Genomic DNA, 19,047 nt, shown 5'->3' with positions numbered 1-19,047 from the left:
TCCTTTATGACCCAAAGTGATGTTGCCGACACTTTATGGGCTTGCTTGTAATAAAACTACAGTTAATCTTGCAGTGGCTCACAAAATTTACCCGAGCAAGAGTTCTCAGTCAAAGTTTTGATTAAAATACTACATTCGAGATAGAAAATTTCCATCAAATACTTATTCATTTTTATTGAATAAAAATATCGCTCTGTTACTATTCCTGTTAAATAAGATGTGTGAACTGTCAAAACATCTAAAACATATTTTTTTCTGAGTTCAATGCATGAACTTTTAGTACTGCGAAGGGGTTGTAGCAGCATGTTAAATACAGTAATTATTGGCGCTAGCGGATACACGGGTGCAGAGCTTGCTAAAATGGTGAATCGTCACCCACAGCTGAGCTTGAGCCGTTTATATGTTAGTAAAAATAGTGTAGATGCTGGAAAACCTTTGTCTAGTTTATACGGTGAACTAAGTGGTATTGTTGATCTAGAGCTCGAAGGGCTTGATCCTCAGGATATTCCACAATTATTTCCCAATGTTGATGTGGTTCTATTAGCAACTGCCCATGAAGTCAGTCACGATATTGCCGCGGCCTTACTTGATTGCGCATGCATAGTGTTTGATCTTTCTGGAGCGTTTAGAGTTCCGAATACTGACTTCTACCAGCAGTTTTACGGCTTTGAGCATCGTTATCCTGAGCTGCTAGAAGAAGCGGTGTATGGTTTAGCTGAGCACAACGCAGCACAAGTTGCGCAAACACGTTTAATTGCTGTCCCTGGTTGTTATACAACCGCCGCCTTGACTGCCTTAAAGCCCTTAGCCAACGCTAATCTTATTAGTGACTCCCATAAATCAGTTATTAACGCAACCAGCGGCGTAAGTGGTGCAGGGCGTAAAGCCAGCATGGGCTCTAGTTTTTGCGAAGTGAGTTTACAACCCTATGGCGTGTTCAATCACCGCCATCAGCCTGAAATAGTTCATCATTTGGGCCAAGACGTTATATTTACCCCTCATTTGGGCTCCTATAAGCGCGGTATTCTTGCAACCATGAACGTGGTTCTTAAAGCGGGAACGACACCTGAACAAGTACAGCAAGCATACGTGAGTGCCTATCAAGATCAGCCCATCGTGCGTCTACTCGATGGCGCTTGGCCAAAGTTGCAAAGCGTAGTGAACACTCCATTTTTAGATTTGGCATGGCAACAGCAGGGCCAAGACTTGATTGTGGTGAGTGCAGAGGACAATTTATTGAAAGGCGCCGCAAGTCAGGCCATGCAGTGTATTAACATTCGCTTTGGTTTTGACATGATGGAGTCATTGCTATGAGCGTGAAGCCTATTATTATTAAGCTTGGCGGGGCCATTCTTAATGCTCCTGAAGCCTTAGCCAACCTTTTTGTGGCGCTTGGCGAGCTAGACAACCAGCCTTTGGTGTTGGTGCATGGCGGTGGGATAATTGTTGATGAACTGCTAAGTGGTTTAGGTAAAAGCAGTGAAAAGCTAGACGGATTAAGAGTGACACCGCTTGACCAAATTCCGTTTATTGTAGGTGCGTTAGCAGGTACGAGTAACAAGTTGTTATGTGCACAGGCTAAGACCAGCGGCTTTAATGCGGTTGGTTTGTGTCTTGGTGATGGCAATATGACCCATGTTGAGCAGCTTGACCCACGTTTAGGGCAAGTGGGTAAATGCACGGCTAAAGATGCCAACTTACTAGAGCTGTTACTGGGATCGGGTTTTATGCCGGTTATCAGTTCAATTGGTATCGGTGAGCAGGGCGATCTATACAATGTAAATGCTGACGACGCTGCAATCGTAATTGCTAGTTTGTTGCAAGCGCCATTGCTGTTGTTATCGGACGTGCCAGGGGTGTTGGATCACGATGGTAAAGTTATCGCCGAAATAACTCCGAAATCTGCTCAACAATTGATTGATGCTAAAGTCATCACTGATGGTATGTTGGTCAAAGTAAAAGCAGCACTCGAAGCATCAGCAAATATTGGAGCACCGGTTAATTTAGCCTCATGGAAGCAGCCTGCGCATTTAGCGCAATTCTTACGAAGTTTGGGCGCAAGCCCCGAACATAAGATGGCGCTGGGTCAGGCCCAGGGAACACGGATTGTTGGAAACACCTTTTAACCAATTTTGGAACAAGCATGTCACAACTAAATAGTTTATTAAGCCTAAATCAACTCAATCAAGACCAACTATTGGGCTTGCTAGAACTCGCTGCAAAAATAAAACAAAAACCGCAAGATTACTCACAAGCGCTTGTCGGAAAAAGTGTCGTCACGCTATTTGAAAAGCAATCACTGCGAACCCGCGTAACTTTCGATATAGGTATTAATCGCTTAGGTGGGCATGCGGTTTATCTCGACCAACAAAATGGTGCTATGGGTGTTCGCGAAACCGTTAAAGATTTTGCTTCTAATATTACCCGCTGGGCCGATGGCATTGTAGCTCGAGTTAATTCTCACAAAACCTTGTTAGAACTACGCGAGTATAGCAATGTGCCAGTTATCAATTCACTGTGTGACCTGTACCACCCCTGCCAAGGTCTTGCCGATTTCCAAACCATCGCAGAAAACTATTCTGATTTGTCCAAAGTAAAACTGGCCTATCTTGGCGAAGGTAATAACGTGACTCATTCATTACTTCTGGGTGGTGCGATCTTAGGTATGGAAGTGGCAGCTATTTGCCCTAAAGGATACAGTCCTGATGCGCAAATTGTTCAACAAGCTCAAGCGTTGGCGGCTAAGCATGGCGGTAAAATTATTGTAAGTGACGATATCAACGCGATTAAAGGCTTTGATGTTGTCTATGGGGACACTTGGGTTTCTATGGGCGATGACACACCTTTAGAAGCGGTTAAGTCTCGTTATATGCCGTATCAAATCAATCAGCAAATGATGAACGACAATGGTATTTCGCATGTCTTGCATTGTCAGCCCGCACATCGAGAGTTAGAAATTACATCTGAAGTTATGGATGGCCCTAGCTCAATTATATTCGACCAAGCCGAAAACAGAATGCATGCCCAAAATGCAGTTTTGGTTTCGTTAATCGCAAAATAAAATAGACTTTGTCCGGTATCGGCAAATACTTTTAAAGGAATAGCACATGGCACTTCTACAAACTAAAGAGATTAAAAAGGTCGTTTTGGCCTATTCAGGCGGCTTGGATACCTCGGCAATCATTCCGTGGCTTAAAGAAAACTACAATAACTGCGAAATTATTGCTTTTTGTGCCGATGTTGGCCAAGGCGATGAAGAACTTGAAGGCTTGCATGAGAAAGCCATCGCCTCAGGTGCCAGCGAGTGTCACATTGTTGATCTTAAAGACGAGTTTGTTGCTGACTATATTTATCCAACCATAGCAACCGGCGCTATTTACGAAGGAACCTACTTACTGGGTACTTCGATGGCTCGTCCAATTATTGCAAAAGCACAGGTCGAAGTCGCTCGTAAAACAGGCGCCGACGCGGTATGTCACGGTTGTACCGGTAAAGGTAATGACCAAATCCGTTTCGAAGGCTGTTTTGCAGCACTAGCCCCTGAGCTCACCGTGATCGCCCCGTGGAGAGAATGGGATATGGTTAGCCGTGAAGATTTGTTGGACTACTTGGCCGAGCGTGATATCGCAACTACAGCAAGTGCAACTAAGATCTATAGCCGCGATGCAAACGCATGGCACATCTCTCACGAAGGCGGTGAGCTAGAAGACCCATGGAACGAGCCTAGTAAAGGTGTTTGGACGCTAACAGTTGATCCTATCGATGCACCTAATGAGCCAGAGTATGTGACCTTAGGTGTGGACAAAGGACGTATAGTTTCAGTAAATGAGAAACAATTGTCGCCTTATAACGCTCTTGTTGCCCTAAACGATATTGCTGCTGCTCATGGCGTAGGCCGTATCGATATTACTGAAAACCGCTTAGTCGGCATGAAGTCACGTGGTTGTTATGAAACCCCTGGCGGTACGGTTATGGTTGCAGCACTGCAAGCCATTGAAGAATTGGTGTTGGATAAGACTAGCCGTACTTGGCGCAATCAAGTGGGGCAACAAATGGCACACTTGGTATATGATGGACGTTGGTTCACGCCACTATGTAAGTCTTTAATTGCTGCAAGTGAAGCTTTGGTTGAAGATATGTCTGGTGATGTTGTCCTGAAGCTTTATAAAGGTCAGGTCCAAGCAGTACAAAAACGTTCGCCAAATAGCTTATACTCTGAAGACTTTGCAACTTTTGGCGCTGATGACGTTTATGACCAAAAACATGCCGAAGGCTTTATTCGCCTATATTCATTGGCAAGCCGGATAAAAGCATTAAAATCGCAGTAATTAGCTAAAAGAATAACACAGCAATATACGCGCCACTGGCTTAGCTCCGTGGCGCTACCGTTTAGAAAGAGATAGGAATTTTCACATGGCATTGTGGGGCGGACGTTTTACCCAAGCAGCAGATTCACGGTTCAAACAATTCAACGATTCTCTGCGTTTTGATTACCGCTTGGCCGAACAAGATATTATCGGTTCAATTGCTTGGTCAAAGGCGCTTAAATCAGTTGGAATTATCACTGAGCTTGAGCAACAACGATTAGAAAAAGCCCTTAACGACCTGCTAAAACAAGTTATTGAAAATCCGCAGCAAATTCTAGGTAGCGATGCCGAAGATATCCACTCATGGGTTGAAGGACAGTTGATTCAACGGGTGGGGGATTTAGGTAAAAAACTACATACGGGTCGTAGTCGTAACGACCAAGTAGCAACTGATCTTAAGCTTTGGTGTAAAGATCAAGGCATCGAACTTCTGGCTCATCTTGACAAGCTACAACAAAAATTGGTGTTGTTCGCGCGCTCTCAGCAAACCACCGTTCTACCGGGTTACACTCATTTACAACGTGCACAACCAGTTACTTTCTCACATTGGGCAATGGCGTATGTTGAAATGTTTGAGCGTGACTACAGCCGCTTAACCGATAGCTTGAAGCGTTTAGATAGTTGCCCGCTCGGCAGTGGTGCCTTGGCTGGTACTGCTTATCCAATGGACCGCGATCAAATTGCTAAAGACTTAGGCTTTCGACGCGCAACGCGTAACAGCTTAGATTCAGTTTCCGACCGAGACCATGTGGTAGAACTACTCTCTACGGCTTCAATTAGCATGCTGCATTTGTCACGAATGGCTGAAGACTTAATTTTTTACAATTCTGGTGAATCAGCATTTTTAGATTTATCTGACCAAGTGACATCAGGCTCAAGCTTGATGCCACAAAAGAAAAACCCGGATGCATTAGAACTTATCCGTGGTAAAGCTGGGCGTGTTTATGGCTCTTTAAGTGGCATCATGATGACACTTAAAGCACTACCACTTGCATACAACAAAGATATGCAAGAGGACAAAGAAGGCCTGTTTGACGCTCTAGATACCTGGGGTGATTGCCTGATGATGGCAGAGTTTGTACTTGATGATATGCAAGTGCATGAAGAGACAACCCGTGAAGCCGCGCAAGGTGGTTACTCCAACGCAACCGAACTGGCAGACTATTTGGTTGCCAAAGGTATTCCGTTTAGAGAAGCACACCACATCGTTGGTATTGCAGTTGTCAAAGCGATAGAGCTAGAGCTGCCCTTGGAAGAAATGAGCATTGCTCAGTTTAAAGAGATTGCACCTGAAATCGAAGACGATGTCTATCCGCATTTGTCGCTCGAATCAACCCTCGCTAAGCGTCAAGCTAAAGGTGGTGTCGCACCCGAACAGGTTGAATATGCGCTCAATGAGGCAGAAGAACGTCTAGCGAGTCGTGATGTTAGTGGTGGGCGCATTCGCGCTGCCAAAATGACAGACTTAGATGCAATTGAAGAGATGGTGAGTTATTGGTCCGATGCCGGAGAGAATTTACCTCGCGCGAGGCCTGATCTGGTTCAAGCCGTGGGCGAATTTGCTGTAAGTGAACAAGCAGGGCTCATCAATGGATGTGCATCGCTTTACGTCTATGATACTGGCCTTGCTGAAGTTCGCTCTCTAGGTATGAATCCTGGTTCACAGGGGCATGGGCAAGGTCGAGGCTTGGTTGAATTTGTACTCAAGAAAGCACGTAAGATGGAAATTGAAAAAGTCTTTGTGTTAACCCGAGTGCCAGAGTTCTTTATGAAACTTGGCTTCAGCCCAACCAGCAAGCATTTACTGCCCGAGAAGGTGCTTAAAGACTGTGATATGTGTCCGCGTCAACACGCCTGTGATGAAGTTGCTCTCGAGTTTATCGTAGACCGTCAAAGCCTGATCCATAAACAAAACGTGGCTTAGTTAGCCACGGTTCAATTTATGTAATTGCAACAAATAGACCCTCGCATTGCGAGGGTTTTTTCAATCAAACAAATGCTCTAACTCGGTGTACATCCATTGCATAATGGGTCCGATACCTGTGTCTCGGCGAATAACAATTCCCATCTCAACCAATAATGAATCGGGAATGTATTCACAGCTTAGTTCATCAATACCTTCGATAACCCATGGCGATCTGGCAATGTGTTCGGGTACTAGGGCCCAGCCTAAACCGCGGGTCACTAAGGCTGCAATGTAGTAGAAGCTGTCAATGTGCCAGTGCTTCGCGGAGATTGCTTGTGCGCCTTTGGCGGCTAAATCCCAAATTACTAACTGACGGTATTGATTGAGTTGCGTCAGGTTTGGAGCTGGCGTTGCCGATAAAGGATGGTTTTTACCTACAATTAGAGTCTGCTTAAAGCTTCCAATTGAAGTGAACTCCAATGACTGTGCTAGCTGTCGTTGATAGAACAAGATCCCAAGATCGCAAATACCATCGTCGACCCATTGCGCTATTTCATATTGACTGCCATTGATGATGGTCAGTTTTAACAAAGGGAATTGGTCTGATATTTTTTCAAAAAATGACTCAAAGGCAGTGATGGGCACAGCTTCATCGATCGCAAAAACAATCGCAGCTTCGTTGCCCTCAGATACTGAAAGCGCCCGTGAGTTTAAGCGCTGGCATTGCGATAAAACTGCTTTGGCCTCGACAAACATTTCTTTGCCATTATCGGTCAATTGCGGCAAGCGCTGACTTCGATCAAATAGCTCAAATCCAAGATCGGCTTCTAAGTTGGATATATCGGTACTTACTCTCGATTGTGCTTTACCAAGGCGGCGCGCTGCTGCAGAGAAACTCCCTAAATTCACTGCATTTACAAAAGAGTTTAGTTGTTCAAAAGACCAGCTCATTGAATCTACCCATTAACATCCATCAAATTAGAGTATATCTATCCGTTTTGCGGATGGAAACCATCTTTCATTTATCTTATTTCCTTAGATAATGCTAGGCCAACTACAGAGGTTACGATCAGCATGTCTAGCGCGAGTACTATCGATATAAAGCAATTAAGTGTGTCCCAAAATTTTTGGCGTTATGTGATCCCTTCGGTCGCTGCAATGCTGATTAGTGGCTTGTATCAAGTTGTTGATGGCATTTTCGTTGGGCATTATGTTGGCTTTGAAGGTCTCGCTGCGATTAATGTGTCGTGGCCTATTTTAGCTATTATTATTGGCTTTGGTTTGCTGTTGGGTATGGGCTTTGGCGCACTTTTGTCGATAAGCCGAGGGGAGAAAAACCCGTCAAGGTCACAACGCATTGTAACCAGCGCGTTTTATTCGAGTCTTGTCATAGGCGTGTTAGTTGTTTTGTTTATGCTGCTTGCCAGTGACGCCATGTTAGCAATGCAATCTGTTGAGGGAGCAAGCTTAGGTTTTGCACAGCAGTATCTGAACATATTTGCTAAAGGGGCTCTGATTACGGTATTAGCAACCGCACTTCCACTGCTAATTAGAAATGACGACCAGCCCAATATATCAACTGCATTAATGGTGATCGGCGCCGTTATGAATATTGTTTTGGACTATCTATTTATCGCGGTCTTAGACCAGGGCTTGCGCGGCGCTGCACTGGCTAGTGTTGGCGCTCAAGCGGTTGTGGCACTGCTAGGTTTAAGTTATTTTTTGAGCCGCAGAGCAGCGACTCCCTTAAAGCTTGATATCAGACTGCTTGATGTCCGTGCGTCATTAAGTGCCTATAAGCTGGGTGCTTCAAGCTTATTTATGTTTTTGTATTTTGGTTTTATTTTAGCGATCCATAACCGACTTTTACTCGCCTATGGAAGTGAGATCCATGTAGGTGCGTTTGCAATTGTTGGTTATATAGCAACGCTTTACTATTTGTTTGCAGAGGGTATTGCCAATGGTATGCAGCCGCCGATCAGCTATTATCATGGTGAACAATCAAAAGAGAAAATAAAGGCGACTTTCATTCTAGCCCTAAAAGTAGTCGTAGGTGTTGGCTTATCTTGTCAGTTACTTATCAATCTATTTCCTGATGCAGCCATAGGTCTGTTTAGTCATCAAGACCCGCTACTTGCAGAAAAAACACTTAGGGGGATCCGTTTGCATCTATTGGCGCTATTCCTAGACGGTTTCATATTTGTTAATTCCATCTACTTTATGGCGATCGATAGGGCAGGAAAAGCGATGCTACTTTCGATAGGTAATATGTTGGTGCAATTACCGTTTTTGTACGTCTTGCCAAAACTATTTGGTATTGACGGTGTCTGGTTGTCAGTTCCGTCTTCCAATATCGTTTTCTGCTTGTTGATTAGTCCAATGCTATATCGCGAATATCAGCGCTTAAGTGTGCCAAAAACAGCATTCTTTGATAGAGCATTACAGCCTTAAGCTCACAAGCCTGAGAAAAATCTTGTGAGCAATGGGTCAAATCTGTTCATTGTTGCTCGTAGTTGTCCAAAAAGTCACTCACGCTACCTTGGAAAATAGGCAGCGCTTCAGCAATCTTGTGGTGAGGCCAGTTCCACCATTCCAAATGTTGCAGGCGCTCGCCAATGTCACTCGTCTCAAATCGAGGGCGTAACTCTTTCGCAGGGTTCCCAACAACGATCGTCCACGCGGCTACGTCCTTTGTGACAACACTACCGGAGCCAATAATCGCCCCGTTTCCTATGCTAACACCGGGCATTATGATTGCCCCATGACCAATCCATACGTCATGACCTATGCTGACTTTGTTTTCTGCGCGCCATTGAAATACCTATTGGTCTCGTTTTTCTTCGAAACCGTATTTGCTAGGTCGGTAGGTGAAGTGGTGTTGACTTGCGCGCCACCACGGATGATTACTAGGGTTGATACGTACGCTTGCGGCGATAGAAACAAACTTTCCGATTGAGCATAATGAAATATCAACGTCTTGTTGTACGTAACTATAGTCGCCGATTTCAGTATTTTCGATTCGACAGCGCTGGCCAATCTCGGTCCAATTCCCGATTTCACTTTGATGAACGTGCGCACAACTGGCAATGTTGGTAATTTTGCTTAATTGATCGTTGATATTCATTTGGTGCTCTCACTTGAGGGGAGTATAGGCAAGCTAAGTCCGTCATATCCGAACATGATGTTTTTGGGTAGTTTCAATGCGCCAGAAAGTCGCACGCAATCCAATTCGTGGCCTATATGACTTGCCACCCACATTGAACCGGGCAAGATTTTAGCAAGTCGGATCAAGTCATCTAGGTTGTTGTGGTTGTCGTTATCGATGTGAGCAGGGAAACTACAGTCAATAACAATGTATTGAGGATTGAGTCGTTGTAGTACTTCAATACTTTGCTGCGGGAGCCCCTTAGTGTCAGTTAAGTAGGCAATTGTTAACGCGGTGCTTTGAAATACATAACCGTTACTTTGCTTGCTGTGATTTAACGCTATTGGAGTGACTTTAATCTTAGATAAGTGAAACGTCGTGCCATTTGTATTGGGTGATTTGAATTTGAGAATACCGGGATTTTTAAACAAATCGTCACAACCGCGAGGGTCATTAGGATGGTACACATCTATGGGATCTGTAATGGCCCAGCGTAACTTAAATAACTCTTGGACATGGTCCATATGATAGTGAGTAATAAGAATGGCACTAATGCTACCAGGCTCGAATATCTGTTGTAGTTTAGGGTGACCGGCATCAATCAAAATCGTATCTTTGCCAGTACGTAGCAGGGCTGAGCAAGGTGCACGGCTAGCTGATGTATAGTTTAAGGCATGTTGACAAGCAGCGCAGCTACAACCATAGACGGGTGGAGCATGAACGCTGCCGGTACCCAAGAGCGTTAGGCTGAACATGGCTTTAAGCTTTCCTGATGTTGGTATACTAAATGCTGCAGCCGTTGCACAGCTACAGTAAACGGTCCGCTGTTGTCCAAAGTGACGACTGTCAGTTGCTGGCTGATCATGTTTTTGTTCGCTTGTTGCTGTTGGTTTCTATGCAGACGCTGCTCAATTTCAACCGTCGATTCGCGCTTACGCTGCTCTAAACGTTGACGTAATATTTCTGGTGAGACCTCAATCCAAATGACACGCAAAGCGTCGCCAAAACGCTGATGGGCTTGCAATATGTGCTCGCGAGAGCCGTTGAAGATAACGTTTTGACCCGCATTCAACCATAGGTCTATTTCTCTACCGATGGCGTATTGGCAGTTGTTCGCTTTCCAATGCAAAGTGAATAGCCCTTGCTGCTTACGTTGCTCAAACTCTAAGGTGCTTAGGCTTATGTGGTCCTCACTATTATTTTTACAGCGGGTAATATATCGGTGGGCGAATAGTAATGGCGTTCCCTCGCATAACTGCACGCGAACTTGAGCAAGCAAACTATCTTTACCGCAGCCTGAGGGGCCAACCAGCATAAACAGTTTTGCATTGCTGGTTTGATGTTGATGGGAAGGCGTTTGCATTAGAATACCCTTTTTCCCTGACGCCACACTTGGTCTACCCGCAGTCGGTCTTGCGCCGGACGAGCGAGTACTAGATCGGCTCGTTTACCTGCCACTATACTGCCTCTATCGTGCATAGAAAGCGCTTTGGCGGGCCTAGCACTAACCATTTGAACGGTATGTTCTAGGCCGTAATCGTTGCTGGGCATTTTTGCTAATTGATAAGCGGCATCGAGTAAACTCGCTGGATAATAGTCGGATGAAAGAATATCTAGTACACCGATGTCGGCTAGATCTTTGGCTGCGACGTTGCCTGAATGTGAGCCGCCTCGAACGATGTTTGGTGCACCCATCATCACGCAAATTCCGGCATCATGAGAGGCTTGGGCCGCTGCGATAGTGGTTGGGAATTCCGCAATCGCGCAACCTAAACTCGCAGATTCTTCGGCATGGGCGACAGTCGCATCGTCGTGACTTGCCAAAGGAATGCCACGAGCGCGTGCAGACTCAGCAATTGAGAGTCTATTTCTATGCGACCACTTTTTTGATGCAAGTGTTTGCTCTGCTTCGAAGCTGGCCATCTCTTGTTCATTCATTCCGTACTTCCCCATATAGTAAGTCCGGTATTTCTCACTATTTACAAATTGCCGTTGACCCGGGGTGTGATCCATAAGAGACACCATGGCAACTGAACCTTTGCCGACAAACGATTCGAAAAGACCCGCGGTATCTTGGTTCGGCAATTCGCAGCGTAAATGTAGAAAATGCTCTGCTCGGTTATTACCTTGGAGTTGTGATTCGCTAATGGTGTGGATCATGCGTTCAAGGTTTTCAATTCGACCGCCTTGATCATTGATATATCCCAAAGCAACAGCATCTAAAACGGTTGTTATACCACTTGAAATCATTAAAGCATCATGGCTAGCCATTGCGGAGTTTGCTGGCCAGTTAACTTTTGGTCTAGGGGTGAAAAAACGCTCTAAGTTATCGGTATGAAGCTCGACTAAACCGGGTAATAAATAGGCTAATTCGCCGTCGATAGCTGCGGGAAGCTGACTTAAACTTTGACTGACCGATTCAATATGGCCATCAATAACTTCGATTGAGCCAACGACAACTTCCTGTTCTAAGACTAACTTAACGTTATTGATAATCACGAGTTTTCCCCTTTGGTGTTATCGCTTGCATAGTATAAATACGGTCGGCTACTTGATCCCGAACCCAGGCGTCATGAAATATCCCAACAATCCCAGCTCCGCGTCGTTTGGCAGCTTGTATAAGCTCAATCACCTTGGCGGAGTTGTTGTCATCTAAAGAAGCTGTTGGCTCATCTAATAGCAAAATTGGGTAATCGAGAGCGAAGCCTTGAGCAATATTGACGCGCTGCTGTTCGCCTCCCGAGAATGTCGCAGGTGGGAGTTCCCAAAGCCTTTGGCTGACATTTAGATGGTTCAACAGGTATTCGGCTTTATCGCGCGCATGATGTTCAGTGATACCCGATTCCAACATCGGTTGCATGACAACCTCAATGGCAGGCAAGCGTGGAATGACGCGCAAGAATTGACTTACCCAACCAATCGTATTTCGGCGAAGTGCAACAACTTTACGTGGGTGAGCGTGGCAGATATCGACGTAACTATTTTCTGACAGAATGTTTATATTGCCGCTATCGGTCTGATAGTTTCCGTACAATGAGCGAAGTAAGCTGGATTTTCCTGAGCCAGAAGGTCCGTTCAAGACTAAGCATTCGCCAGCATGAAGTTCCAAACTTTGTTGGTACAACACTGGCAATTGAATATTCTGGTTGTGTAGCACAAAGGTTTTACTTAGATTTTCGGCTATCAATAGTGCAGGCATTTTCTTTCTCATTTTAAGATTGAAGTACAGAGGAAACAAGCAACTGGGTGTAGGGTGCTTGCGGATCGTCAAGCACCCTGTCACTTAAACCCGCTTCAACGATTTTGCCTTTTTGCATGACTACAATTCGGTCGGAGAGTAAGCGGGCAACTGATAAATCGTGGGTGACGAGTACGACACTCAATTGCAGTTGTTTGACCAACTTACGCATCAGATCGAGTAAACGCGCCTGAACCGATACGTCGAGTCCAGCGGTAGGTTCATCCATAAAAATCAATCGAGGTTGTGTTACTAAACAACGAGCAATTTGCAAGCGTTGCTGCATTCCTCCAGAAAAAGTTGTTGGTAAGTCGTCGATGCGGTCGCAGTCAATCTCGACAGCATCTAACCAATGCAAGGCTTGAGCACGAAGTTGTTCATAGTTACGCTCGCCATTTTGCATCAGGGGCTCAGCTATATTTCCGCCAGCCGATACCCGAGATCTTAGTCCATCCATTGGATGTTGATGCACCAGCCCAAAGTCGCTGCGAATGAGCGATTGACGCTTAGCTTCGCTGATATTTTTTAAGTTAAGGCTGGTTGTTGAAGAAGCTGGAAAATAATTCAGCGAACCGTGTTGCGAATCGATCTGTGCAGAAAGTGTTTTTAGTAAACTACTTTTACCAGAACCCGATTCGCCAACAATAGCCAAAACTTCGCCACTAAAGATTTCTAGATTGGCATTTTCGAAGCCCTTGCCTGGTTCATATAACATGCTTAAGTCGCAGCATTTTAGAATTGCTCTCTCTTGTGCGGGTTCATCATCAGCTGGCTTACCGATGTTACTCTCGAGATTAATCATTAGAATTTCCTTGGCGCTGTTGACAAAAATCAGTGTCGGAACAAACAAACATTCGACCGCCTTGGTCATCGATGAGCACTTCATCTAGAAAACTATCGTGACTACCACATTGGGCACAGGCTTGATCCCATTGCTGGATTGAGAATGGGTGGTCTTCAAAATCGAGACTTTTGACATCCGTATACGGTGGGATACAGTAGATTCGTTTCTCCCGACCGGCACCAAACACCAACAATGCCGGGCTCATGTGTAACTTGGGGTTGTCGAATTTTGGAATTGGAGATGGGTCCATCAAATAGCGTCCGTGGACTATAACCGGATAGGCGTAGCTGGTAGCAATGTGTCCATATTGAACAATGTCCTCGTATAGTTTCACCTGCATAGAGCCGTAGTCACTATAAGCGTGCATTTTTTTGGTACGCGTTTCTCTGGGTTCAATAAATCGTAAAGGCTCAGGGATTGGTACCTGAAATACTAGAATCTGGCCCTCAACTAAACTATGTTCTGGTATTCGGTGGCGAGTTTGAATGACACTTGCATTGGCTGTTTTCTGCGTAACTTCTATATCGCAAACCTTTTCAAAAAACTGGCGAATTGAAACGGCATTAGTGGTGTCGTCAGCACCTTGGTCGATGACTTTAAAACAATCTTTTGGTCCCAAAATTGAAGCACTGAGCATTATTCCGCCGGTTCCCCAGCCATACGGCATTGGCATTTCCCTACCTTGGAAAGCCACTTGGTAACCTGGAATAGCAATACCTTTGAGAATCGCTCTACGGATCATTCGCTTTGTTTGCTCGTCTAAATAAGCAAAGTTGTAGTTTTGCTCAGATTGAGCGCTTTGATTGATATGCTCGTTTACAGACCTCATAGCGTATCCTTGGTGTTTCTCATTTTTCTAATCAACTCAAGCTCAGCCTGAAAATCAACGTAGTGGGGTAACTTAAGATGACTTACAAATCCTGCGGCTTCGACGTTATCTCCATGGGCAAGAACAAATTCTTCATCCTGCGCTGGACCGTCGATAGCCTCCCCGTAATCACTTGCTTGCAACGACCTATCAATGAGTGCGATGGCCATCGCTTTTCGTTCTGCTGCCCCTAACGAAAGGCCGTAACCGCGAGTAAAATGGGCTTGCTCTTGCTCTGGTTTCACGAAACCATTAACCATTTCACATTCGGTAACTTGAATTTGACCAATGCAAATGCTGAACCCAAGCTCCTCGGCTTCTAATTCTAGTTCCATGAATCCTGTTCGTATTTCGCCTGCGAATGGATGATTGCGTCCATATCCGCGCTGGGTTGAATAAGCGAGTGCTAATAAAAATCCTTCGTCGGAGCGCGTCAATTGAGCGAGACGTTCGACTCTGGAATATGGAAAACTTTGCGAGGTAGTTAATGGTTCTTCAGATGGTTCACGACTCTGTTCTGATTTAGCTAAACCTTGTTGTTCCAACAGTGAAAACACTTTGGTAAAAACCTGCTCATCTTCAAGCTCATTCGCCTTTATTGGATATTCGTTTGATGGTTCGGACTCGGCCATTAAGCTAAAATCTAGCAGTCGATGATTGTAGTCAAAACTTGCACCGAGTTGCTGGCCGCCAGGCAGGTCTTTGTAGATTGCTGAAATACGCCTTTCAACAAGCATCTTGGCACAATCCAAAGGTTCACAGCTTGCAATGTGGGCTAAGGTTGTCCGATAGGCGCGCACTAAGAAAATAGCTTCCACTTGATCACCACAGGCTTGTTTGAGAGCAAGAGCAGCTAGCTGGCGATCATAAATACCTCCTTCGGTCATGACTCTATCAACAGCAAGACTAAGTTGTTGTTCGATCTGGTGGATGCTTATTTCATTTAACTTCGTATCACCACGTCTTTTTTTTGCCTGCAGTGCATGGGAAGCGGCGATCGCTTTTTCACCACCCTTTACGGCTACATACATGCGGATATCTCCACTTTGGTGGTTCGGCTGATCGCGACTATTTGTTCCCCACAACAAAATATGAAATCTTGCCCGAGAGGGTATTTGTAAGCGGGTTGAATTAGCGCATCAAGAAGACTGGAGTGGATGTGGCCAAGTCTCACTTGCCGAGTATGTTCAATGCCAGGTCCGCTGAGTTGCAGTAAGGTGCCACCTTCAAAAGAGTTGGTTTCCAGTAAAATTGTGGCACTGTCTTCAGGATACATCTCAGTACCGGACTTATAGTCTTCGGCAACAAAAGGTGAGCTGGCACTGGTGATAACAAAATCAGCACGAGATTTATCTGAGATCTTGGTATCGGTATGAAATTTAATATTTTCAATCACGTTGTCTAATGTCGACTGCGATTCCATAAGTGAAGAGGGATCAACAAACAGCTGGGTATGGTTGTCGCATAAGCTTAAGACTATTTGGCAAACGCTTGCAGCTAAAGGTTCAAAGCCTATGTGTAAACCAAGCGTATTAACGCTCCCTGGCTCACTAAGCGCAGCAAGTACTTGTCGAAAGCAGGCCTGAGAGTCTAAGACTGGCTGTGAAAATCCTGATTGAATGGTCATTCGTCTTCCCCGCGAATTAAGGTAAAGAAATCAACTTGAGTTTTTTTATTATCACTACGGATTTGAGCCACTTCTTGAGCAAATATCTTTTCCAAAGGAGAAATTACAAGTTTTTCAACTTGCGCGCTGAAGTCTCGGTTTTGCATTAATGCGTCGAGAATTGCTCCAACTAAAGCGTGTTTTTTCGAGCGGCCTTTTATATAGCAGACGCCAACGTGACCACTGTCTAAGCGCACGCTGCTGCGGGTTATTGTGACGTCTGCCAGTTTGTAAGCATCACCACTTCCACCTGTTGCTGCCTTGACTTGTGCAAGACCGATTTCAGGTTGCCGAATAACTTCAGCGATAGGGTTTAGCTCAAGAGAGTCCCAAAATTCGAATAGTTGCGATGGCTGCGCAAGAGCAATGACTCTTAGCCAGCGCTGACGTTCGGCATTATTTTGATTAGATGTCATGTGTCATGTTCCATACAGAGTTCAACGAGTTCGGCGCGATTTTTAGAAATTGAATATTCGAAAGGTCTTCCTTGGATGTCGCGATTAAGGGTGTAGAGACACAGCAATGGCGCTGATTTGACCGTATTCAACTTACGGCTCTCATCGTTGTTAGCACTTGCAAGGTTTACCAAGGTTCGACTTCTTTTGAGTTTTATTTGGCACTGCTGATTCAACAAATGATGCAGAGATCCTTCTCTGAATTGGCTTAAAGTATGCCTGTGCGGTCCATCGATAATGTGGTGAGAAATTAGTGATACCGGAACTTCATCCACATAGCGTAAGGTTTGAATGAGCAGTATGTTGCTATCTTTGGCGACGCCTAAGTTAAGAGCACATCGCTCATCAGCTCTTTGTGTCGAGTAGCTGAGTACTTCGGTTTTAGGAGATGCACCAGCTAAGCGAAAGCTATCGGTAAATCGTGCTCCACTATGCAAGGCATAACGAACGGGTTTTCTAAGCACTTGTAGTCGCTTACCTTGTTGACGCAGAAGCCATCCTTGACGTACCAACTCATCGACTGCGCGGCGCAATGTATGACGATTCACGCCATAACGTTTCGCTAAGTCTTGCTCAGCAGGAAGCTGTTCACCAAATTGATAATACTTCGAGATTTCTTGTTCTAAACTCAAAGCGATGTCGAGATAAAGAGGCATATTCTTTGGATTCTTTTGTAAGACAGTTGCTTAGATAAATAGCTTTCGAATGCGCTGTGAGGCGAAATCAAGGCTACTGACTGTAATGACAATGATGATCATCACTGCGCATGTTTGTTCAAACATAAAACCGCGAATGCTTTCCCAAAGAATGACACCAATGCCACCTGCGCCGACCATACCAACAACGGTTGCTGAACGGACATTAGATTCAAAACGATAGAGAGAGAATGAAATCCAAAGTGGGAGTACTTGAGGGATCACGCCATATAGTATTTCCTCAAGTTTGGTTGCTCCGGTAGCTCGAACACCTTCAACTTGCCCAGGATCGATAGCTTCGATGGCTTCAGAAAAAAGCTTTGCTAATACGCCTGTGGTATGGATAAACAAAGCCATAACTCCCGCAAATGGCCCCAAACCAACCGTTACGACGAACAGCATAGCGAATACCATTTCATTGATAGCTCTGGCTGCATCCATCAACCTACGCATCGGCTGATAGACCCATGCTGGCACTAGGTTTTCCGCACACAGCAGCGCGCAAGGGATGGAAAGAAAAATTGCGAAGATTGTGCCCCACAACGCAATATGTAAGGTGATCAGCATCTCTTCAAGGTAGTAAGTAATATGTCCAAAATCAGGAGGGAAAAAGTCTGCTGCTAACTCAGCCATATTCCCAGCGTCCTGATACAATTTGTAAGGGGCTATTTCTGCGCCTTGCCATGAATAAACTAGCACTGCAAAAACTAGAGCCCAGCTTAGGGTTTTAGCTATAGAAAAACGTGATGATTTCGGTTGGGATATCGCTGCTATATTCATTAACAAAAACCTATCTAGACATGTTGGGCAAAAAAAATTGGACGGCGGACCGTCCAATGATGTGGCTATTGGCTCATTGCGAGCAGAGCGCCTTGTTGGCGGTCCAATTCAGCTAATTGAGCGTCAATTAGCTGAAGCTGCGCGGTTTTGTCGTCAGTGGCTAATTTGGTATCGTTCTCTATTCCTACGCGATTTTTGAATAACACCAACTGGCGGATTGGAAGTAATTGTAAATCGCTCGAGGCTTTAAAAGGCGCCCACTGTAATGCTTCAAGAACGGCAAGTTCTTTCGCGTCACCGCTGGTTCCATACTCCATAAAGAAGTCATAGACGGTTCCTTTTACGTCTTCGGGTAGATTTTTTCGCCAAACGATTGGGTCAGAAGGAATGAGGGGTGATTTCCAAAGTACTTTTAATTGAGCATGTTTTTCTGGAGCCGTTATCTGTAAGCGGTCCATGTTCTCAGTATTCCCTGTGGCAACATCAACTTGCTTCGCCGCAGCGGCTAAAGCATTTGTTTCGTGCCCTGAGTTCATCGAGCGTTTGAAGTCGGATACCGAAATGTTGTTCTTGGCGAATACATAATATGAAGGAACCAAAAATCCTGAGGTTGAATTTGGATCGCCATTGCCAAAGGTAAGTTCACTACGTTTAGCGATTACGTCTTCAAGTGAATTCAGAGGGCTATCTTTATGCGTCACCAACACACTCCAGTAGCCGGGATTCCCTGTTACATCGACAGTTTGAGCGAAGATCTCACCACCTGCACGGTCTACAGCTTCCATTGCCGATTTATTGCCAAACCATGCAACGTCGACTTTATTAAAACGCATTGCTTGAATAATTCCTGAGTAATCAGGTGCGAAGAAAGCCTTAACTTCCAGACCGGTCTTGTTTTCCATTTCCTCAAGGAAAGGTGCCCAAGTGGTTTTAAGGTTTTGTTGGGACTCGGTGGAGATGATCCCAAAATTCAAGGTTTTCATGCTTTCATCAGCCGCAAAACTTAACGAGCTGCTTAGCGTTCCGGCTAAGATTAGTCCAAGCGTGGATATTTTTCGCAGAGCTTTAAACATACCATTATTT

21 protein-coding genes are annotated in these 19,047 nt (G+C 45.0%); 6 read left to right on the top strand and 15 right to left on the bottom strand.

Annotated features, from left to right (window positions below; genetic code table 11):
• Window positions 1-303: 303 nt before the first annotated feature.
• From argC to argH, 5 genes are all read left to right on the top strand, one after another.
• Window positions 304-1,314, top strand: a complete 1,011-nt coding sequence (gene argC, locus DBZ36_RS02005; protein ID WP_120353249.1) for an N-acetyl-gamma-glutamyl-phosphate reductase — start codon at window positions 304-306, stop codon at window positions 1,312-1,314.
• On the top strand, window positions 1,311-2,126 hold the full coding sequence (argB, locus tag DBZ36_RS02000) for an acetylglutamate kinase (protein ID WP_120353248.1): 816 nt from the start codon (window positions 1,311-1,313) through the stop codon (window positions 2,124-2,126). Before argC ends, argB begins: the two co-directional genes overlap by 4 nt.
• A 17-nt stretch (window positions 2,127-2,143) precedes the next feature.
• Window positions 2,144-3,061 carry an ornithine carbamoyltransferase gene (locus tag DBZ36_RS01995; protein WP_120353247.1) on the top strand — a complete coding sequence of 306 codons (918 nt, stop codon included), beginning with the start codon at window positions 2,144-2,146 and terminating at the stop codon, window positions 3,059-3,061.
• 46 nt (window positions 3,062-3,107) lie between these two features.
• Window positions 3,108-4,328 (top strand): argininosuccinate synthase, encoded by a 1,221-nt coding sequence (locus tag DBZ36_RS01990; protein ID WP_120353246.1) that lies wholly within the window; start codon window positions 3,108-3,110, stop codon window positions 4,326-4,328.
• An 85-nt stretch (window positions 4,329-4,413) separates the two neighbouring features.
• A complete protein-coding gene (gene argH / locus DBZ36_RS01985; protein WP_120353245.1) occupies window positions 4,414-6,291 on the top strand; it encodes an argininosuccinate lyase in 1,878 nt (625 codons plus the stop codon).
• 60 nt (window positions 6,292-6,351) lie between these two features.
• Here argH and DBZ36_RS01980 read toward each other — a convergent pair whose 3' ends face one another.
• Entirely contained in the window at window positions 6,352-7,224 is an 873-nt protein-coding gene (locus DBZ36_RS01980; RefSeq protein ID WP_120353244.1) for a LysR family transcriptional regulator, read from the bottom strand.
• Between the two features lie 123 nt (window positions 7,225-7,347).
• On the opposite strand from DBZ36_RS01980, the gene DBZ36_RS01975 reads away from it, so the two are divergent.
• Window positions 7,348-8,724, top strand: coding sequence for an MATE family efflux transporter (locus DBZ36_RS01975; RefSeq protein ID WP_120353243.1), 1,377 nt, complete (start codon window positions 7,348-7,350; stop codon window positions 8,722-8,724).
• 46 nt (window positions 8,725-8,770) lie between these two features.
• Here DBZ36_RS01975 and DBZ36_RS20665 read toward each other — a convergent pair whose 3' ends face one another.
• The 14 genes from DBZ36_RS20665 to phnD form a co-directional block, all read right to left on the bottom strand.
• Window positions 8,771-9,061: a DapH/DapD/GlmU-related protein gene (locus DBZ36_RS20665; RefSeq protein WP_267900167.1), complete on the bottom strand. Its 291-nt coding sequence runs from the start codon at window positions 9,059-9,061 to the stop codon at window positions 8,771-8,773.
• A 33-nt stretch (window positions 9,062-9,094) separates the two neighbouring features.
• Window positions 9,095-9,397, bottom strand: coding sequence for an LbetaH domain-containing protein (locus DBZ36_RS20660; protein WP_233558076.1), 303 nt, complete (start codon window positions 9,395-9,397; stop codon window positions 9,095-9,097).
• Window positions 9,394-10,173, bottom strand: coding sequence for a phosphonate metabolism protein PhnP (gene phnP / locus DBZ36_RS01965; protein ID WP_120353242.1), 780 nt, complete (start codon window positions 10,171-10,173; stop codon window positions 9,394-9,396). Before phnP ends, DBZ36_RS20660 begins: the two co-directional genes overlap by 4 nt.
• Window positions 10,161-10,781, bottom strand: coding sequence for a phosphonate metabolism protein/1,5-bisphosphokinase (PRPP-forming) PhnN (gene phnN, locus DBZ36_RS01960; RefSeq protein ID WP_120353241.1), 621 nt, complete (start codon window positions 10,779-10,781; stop codon window positions 10,161-10,163). The genes phnP and phnN overlap by 13 nt, the downstream gene beginning before the upstream one ends.
• Complete coding sequence (gene phnM / locus DBZ36_RS01955; protein WP_120353240.1) at window positions 10,781-11,917, bottom strand: alpha-D-ribose 1-methylphosphonate 5-triphosphate diphosphatase; 1,137 nt, start codon at window positions 11,915-11,917, stop codon at window positions 10,781-10,783. The genes phnN and phnM overlap by 1 nt, the downstream gene beginning before the upstream one ends.
• Window positions 11,904-12,617 (bottom strand): phosphonate C-P lyase system protein PhnL, encoded by a 714-nt coding sequence (gene phnL / locus DBZ36_RS01950; protein WP_199711755.1) that lies wholly within the window; start codon window positions 12,615-12,617, stop codon window positions 11,904-11,906. The genes phnM and phnL overlap by 14 nt, the downstream gene beginning before the upstream one ends.
• Window positions 12,618-12,630: 13 nt before the next feature.
• Window positions 12,631-13,458 (bottom strand): phosphonate C-P lyase system protein PhnK, encoded by an 828-nt coding sequence (gene phnK / locus DBZ36_RS01945; protein ID WP_120353238.1) that lies wholly within the window; start codon window positions 13,456-13,458, stop codon window positions 12,631-12,633.
• Window positions 13,451-14,329, bottom strand: a complete 879-nt coding sequence (locus tag DBZ36_RS01940; protein ID WP_120353237.1) for an alpha-D-ribose 1-methylphosphonate 5-phosphate C-P-lyase PhnJ — start codon at window positions 14,327-14,329, stop codon at window positions 13,451-13,453. Before DBZ36_RS01940 ends, phnK begins: the two co-directional genes overlap by 8 nt.
• Window positions 14,326-15,399 carry a carbon-phosphorus lyase complex subunit PhnI gene (locus tag DBZ36_RS01935; RefSeq protein ID WP_120353236.1) on the bottom strand — a complete coding sequence of 358 codons (1,074 nt, stop codon included), beginning with the start codon at window positions 15,397-15,399 and terminating at the stop codon, window positions 14,326-14,328. The genes DBZ36_RS01940 and DBZ36_RS01935 overlap by 4 nt, the downstream gene beginning before the upstream one ends.
• Window positions 15,390-15,995 carry a phosphonate C-P lyase system protein PhnH gene (gene phnH / locus DBZ36_RS01930; RefSeq protein ID WP_120353235.1) on the bottom strand — a complete coding sequence of 202 codons (606 nt, stop codon included), beginning with the start codon at window positions 15,993-15,995 and terminating at the stop codon, window positions 15,390-15,392. The genes DBZ36_RS01935 and phnH overlap by 10 nt, the downstream gene beginning before the upstream one ends.
• The gene (phnG, locus tag DBZ36_RS01925; RefSeq protein WP_120353234.1) at window positions 15,992-16,450 is read right to left on the bottom strand and encodes a phosphonate C-P lyase system protein PhnG; all 459 of its coding nucleotides are present in this window, start codon (window positions 16,448-16,450) and stop codon (window positions 15,992-15,994) included. The genes phnH and phnG overlap by 4 nt, the downstream gene beginning before the upstream one ends.
• Window positions 16,447-17,145 (bottom strand): phosphonate metabolism transcriptional regulator PhnF, encoded by a 699-nt coding sequence (gene phnF, locus DBZ36_RS01920; RefSeq protein WP_120353233.1) that lies wholly within the window; start codon window positions 17,143-17,145, stop codon window positions 16,447-16,449. Before phnF ends, phnG begins: the two co-directional genes overlap by 4 nt.
• 30 nt (window positions 17,146-17,175) lie before the next feature.
• Entirely contained in the window at window positions 17,176-17,964 is a 789-nt protein-coding gene (gene phnE, locus DBZ36_RS01915; protein ID WP_120353232.1) for a phosphonate ABC transporter, permease protein PhnE, read from the bottom strand.
• A gap of 65 nt (window positions 17,965-18,029) precedes the next feature.
• On the bottom strand, window positions 18,030-19,037 hold the full coding sequence (gene phnD, locus DBZ36_RS01910) for a phosphonate ABC transporter substrate-binding protein (protein ID WP_120353231.1): 1,008 nt from the start codon (window positions 19,035-19,037) through the stop codon (window positions 18,030-18,032).
• Between the last annotated feature and the right edge of the window lie 10 nt (window positions 19,038-19,047).

It is taken from the genome of Alginatibacterium sediminis (assembly GCF_003610775.1).
Classification (GTDB): Bacteria; Pseudomonadota; Gammaproteobacteria; order Enterobacterales; family Celerinatantimonadaceae; genus Alginatibacterium; species Alginatibacterium sediminis.
This window is presented reverse-complemented; position numbering and strand designations above follow the sequence as displayed.

Coding starts and splice junctions, on each gene's coding strand:
- argB (WP_120353248.1), top strand. CDS start 1,311: ATGAGCGTGAAGCCTATTATTATTAAGCTTGGCGGGGCCATTCTTAAT.
- DBZ36_RS01990 (WP_120353246.1), top strand. CDS start 3,108: ATGGCACTTCTACAAACTAAAGAGATTAAAAAGGTCGTTTTGGCCTAT.
- argC (WP_120353249.1), top strand. CDS start 304: ATGTTAAATACAGTAATTATTGGCGCTAGCGGATACACGGGTGCAGAG.
- phnE (WP_120353232.1), bottom strand. CDS start 17,964: ATGAATATAGCAGCGATATCCCAACCGAAATCATCACGTTTTTCTATA.
- DBZ36_RS01980 (WP_120353244.1), bottom strand. CDS start 7,224: ATGAGCTGGTCTTTTGAACAACTAAACTCTTTTGTAAATGCAGTGAAT.
- phnF (WP_120353233.1), bottom strand. CDS start 17,145: ATGCCTCTTTATCTCGACATCGCTTTGAGTTTAGAACAAGAAATCTCG.
- DBZ36_RS01975 (WP_120353243.1), top strand. CDS start 7,348: ATGTCTAGCGCGAGTACTATCGATATAAAGCAATTAAGTGTGTCCCAA.
- DBZ36_RS20660 (WP_233558076.1), bottom strand. CDS start 9,397: ATGAATATCAACGATCAATTAAGCAAAATTACCAACATTGCCAGTTGT.
- phnH (WP_120353235.1), bottom strand. CDS start 15,995: ATGACCATTCAATCAGGATTTTCACAGCCAGTCTTAGACTCTCAGGCC.
- phnG (WP_120353234.1), bottom strand. CDS start 16,450: ATGACATCTAATCAAAATAATGCCGAACGTCAGCGCTGGCTAAGAGTC.
- phnK (WP_120353238.1), bottom strand. CDS start 13,458: ATGATTAATCTCGAGAGTAACATCGGTAAGCCAGCTGATGATGAACCC.
- phnD (WP_120353231.1), bottom strand. CDS start 19,037: ATGTTTAAAGCTCTGCGAAAAATATCCACGCTTGGACTAATCTTAGCC.
- DBZ36_RS01935 (WP_120353236.1), bottom strand. CDS start 15,399: ATGTATGTAGCCGTAAAGGGTGGTGAAAAAGCGATCGCCGCTTCCCAT.
- argH (WP_120353245.1), top strand. CDS start 4,414: ATGGCATTGTGGGGCGGACGTTTTACCCAAGCAGCAGATTCACGGTTC.
- DBZ36_RS01995 (WP_120353247.1), top strand. CDS start 2,144: ATGTCACAACTAAATAGTTTATTAAGCCTAAATCAACTCAATCAAGAC.
- phnL (WP_199711755.1), bottom strand. CDS start 12,617: ATGCCTGCACTATTGATAGCCGAAAATCTAAGTAAAACCTTTGTGCTA.
- phnN (WP_120353241.1), bottom strand. CDS start 10,781: ATGCAAACGCCTTCCCATCAACATCAAACCAGCAATGCAAAACTGTTT.
- phnP (WP_120353242.1), bottom strand. CDS start 10,173: ATGTTCAGCCTAACGCTCTTGGGTACCGGCAGCGTTCATGCTCCACCC.
- DBZ36_RS01940 (WP_120353237.1), bottom strand. CDS start 14,329: ATGAGGTCTGTAAACGAGCATATCAATCAAAGCGCTCAATCTGAGCAA.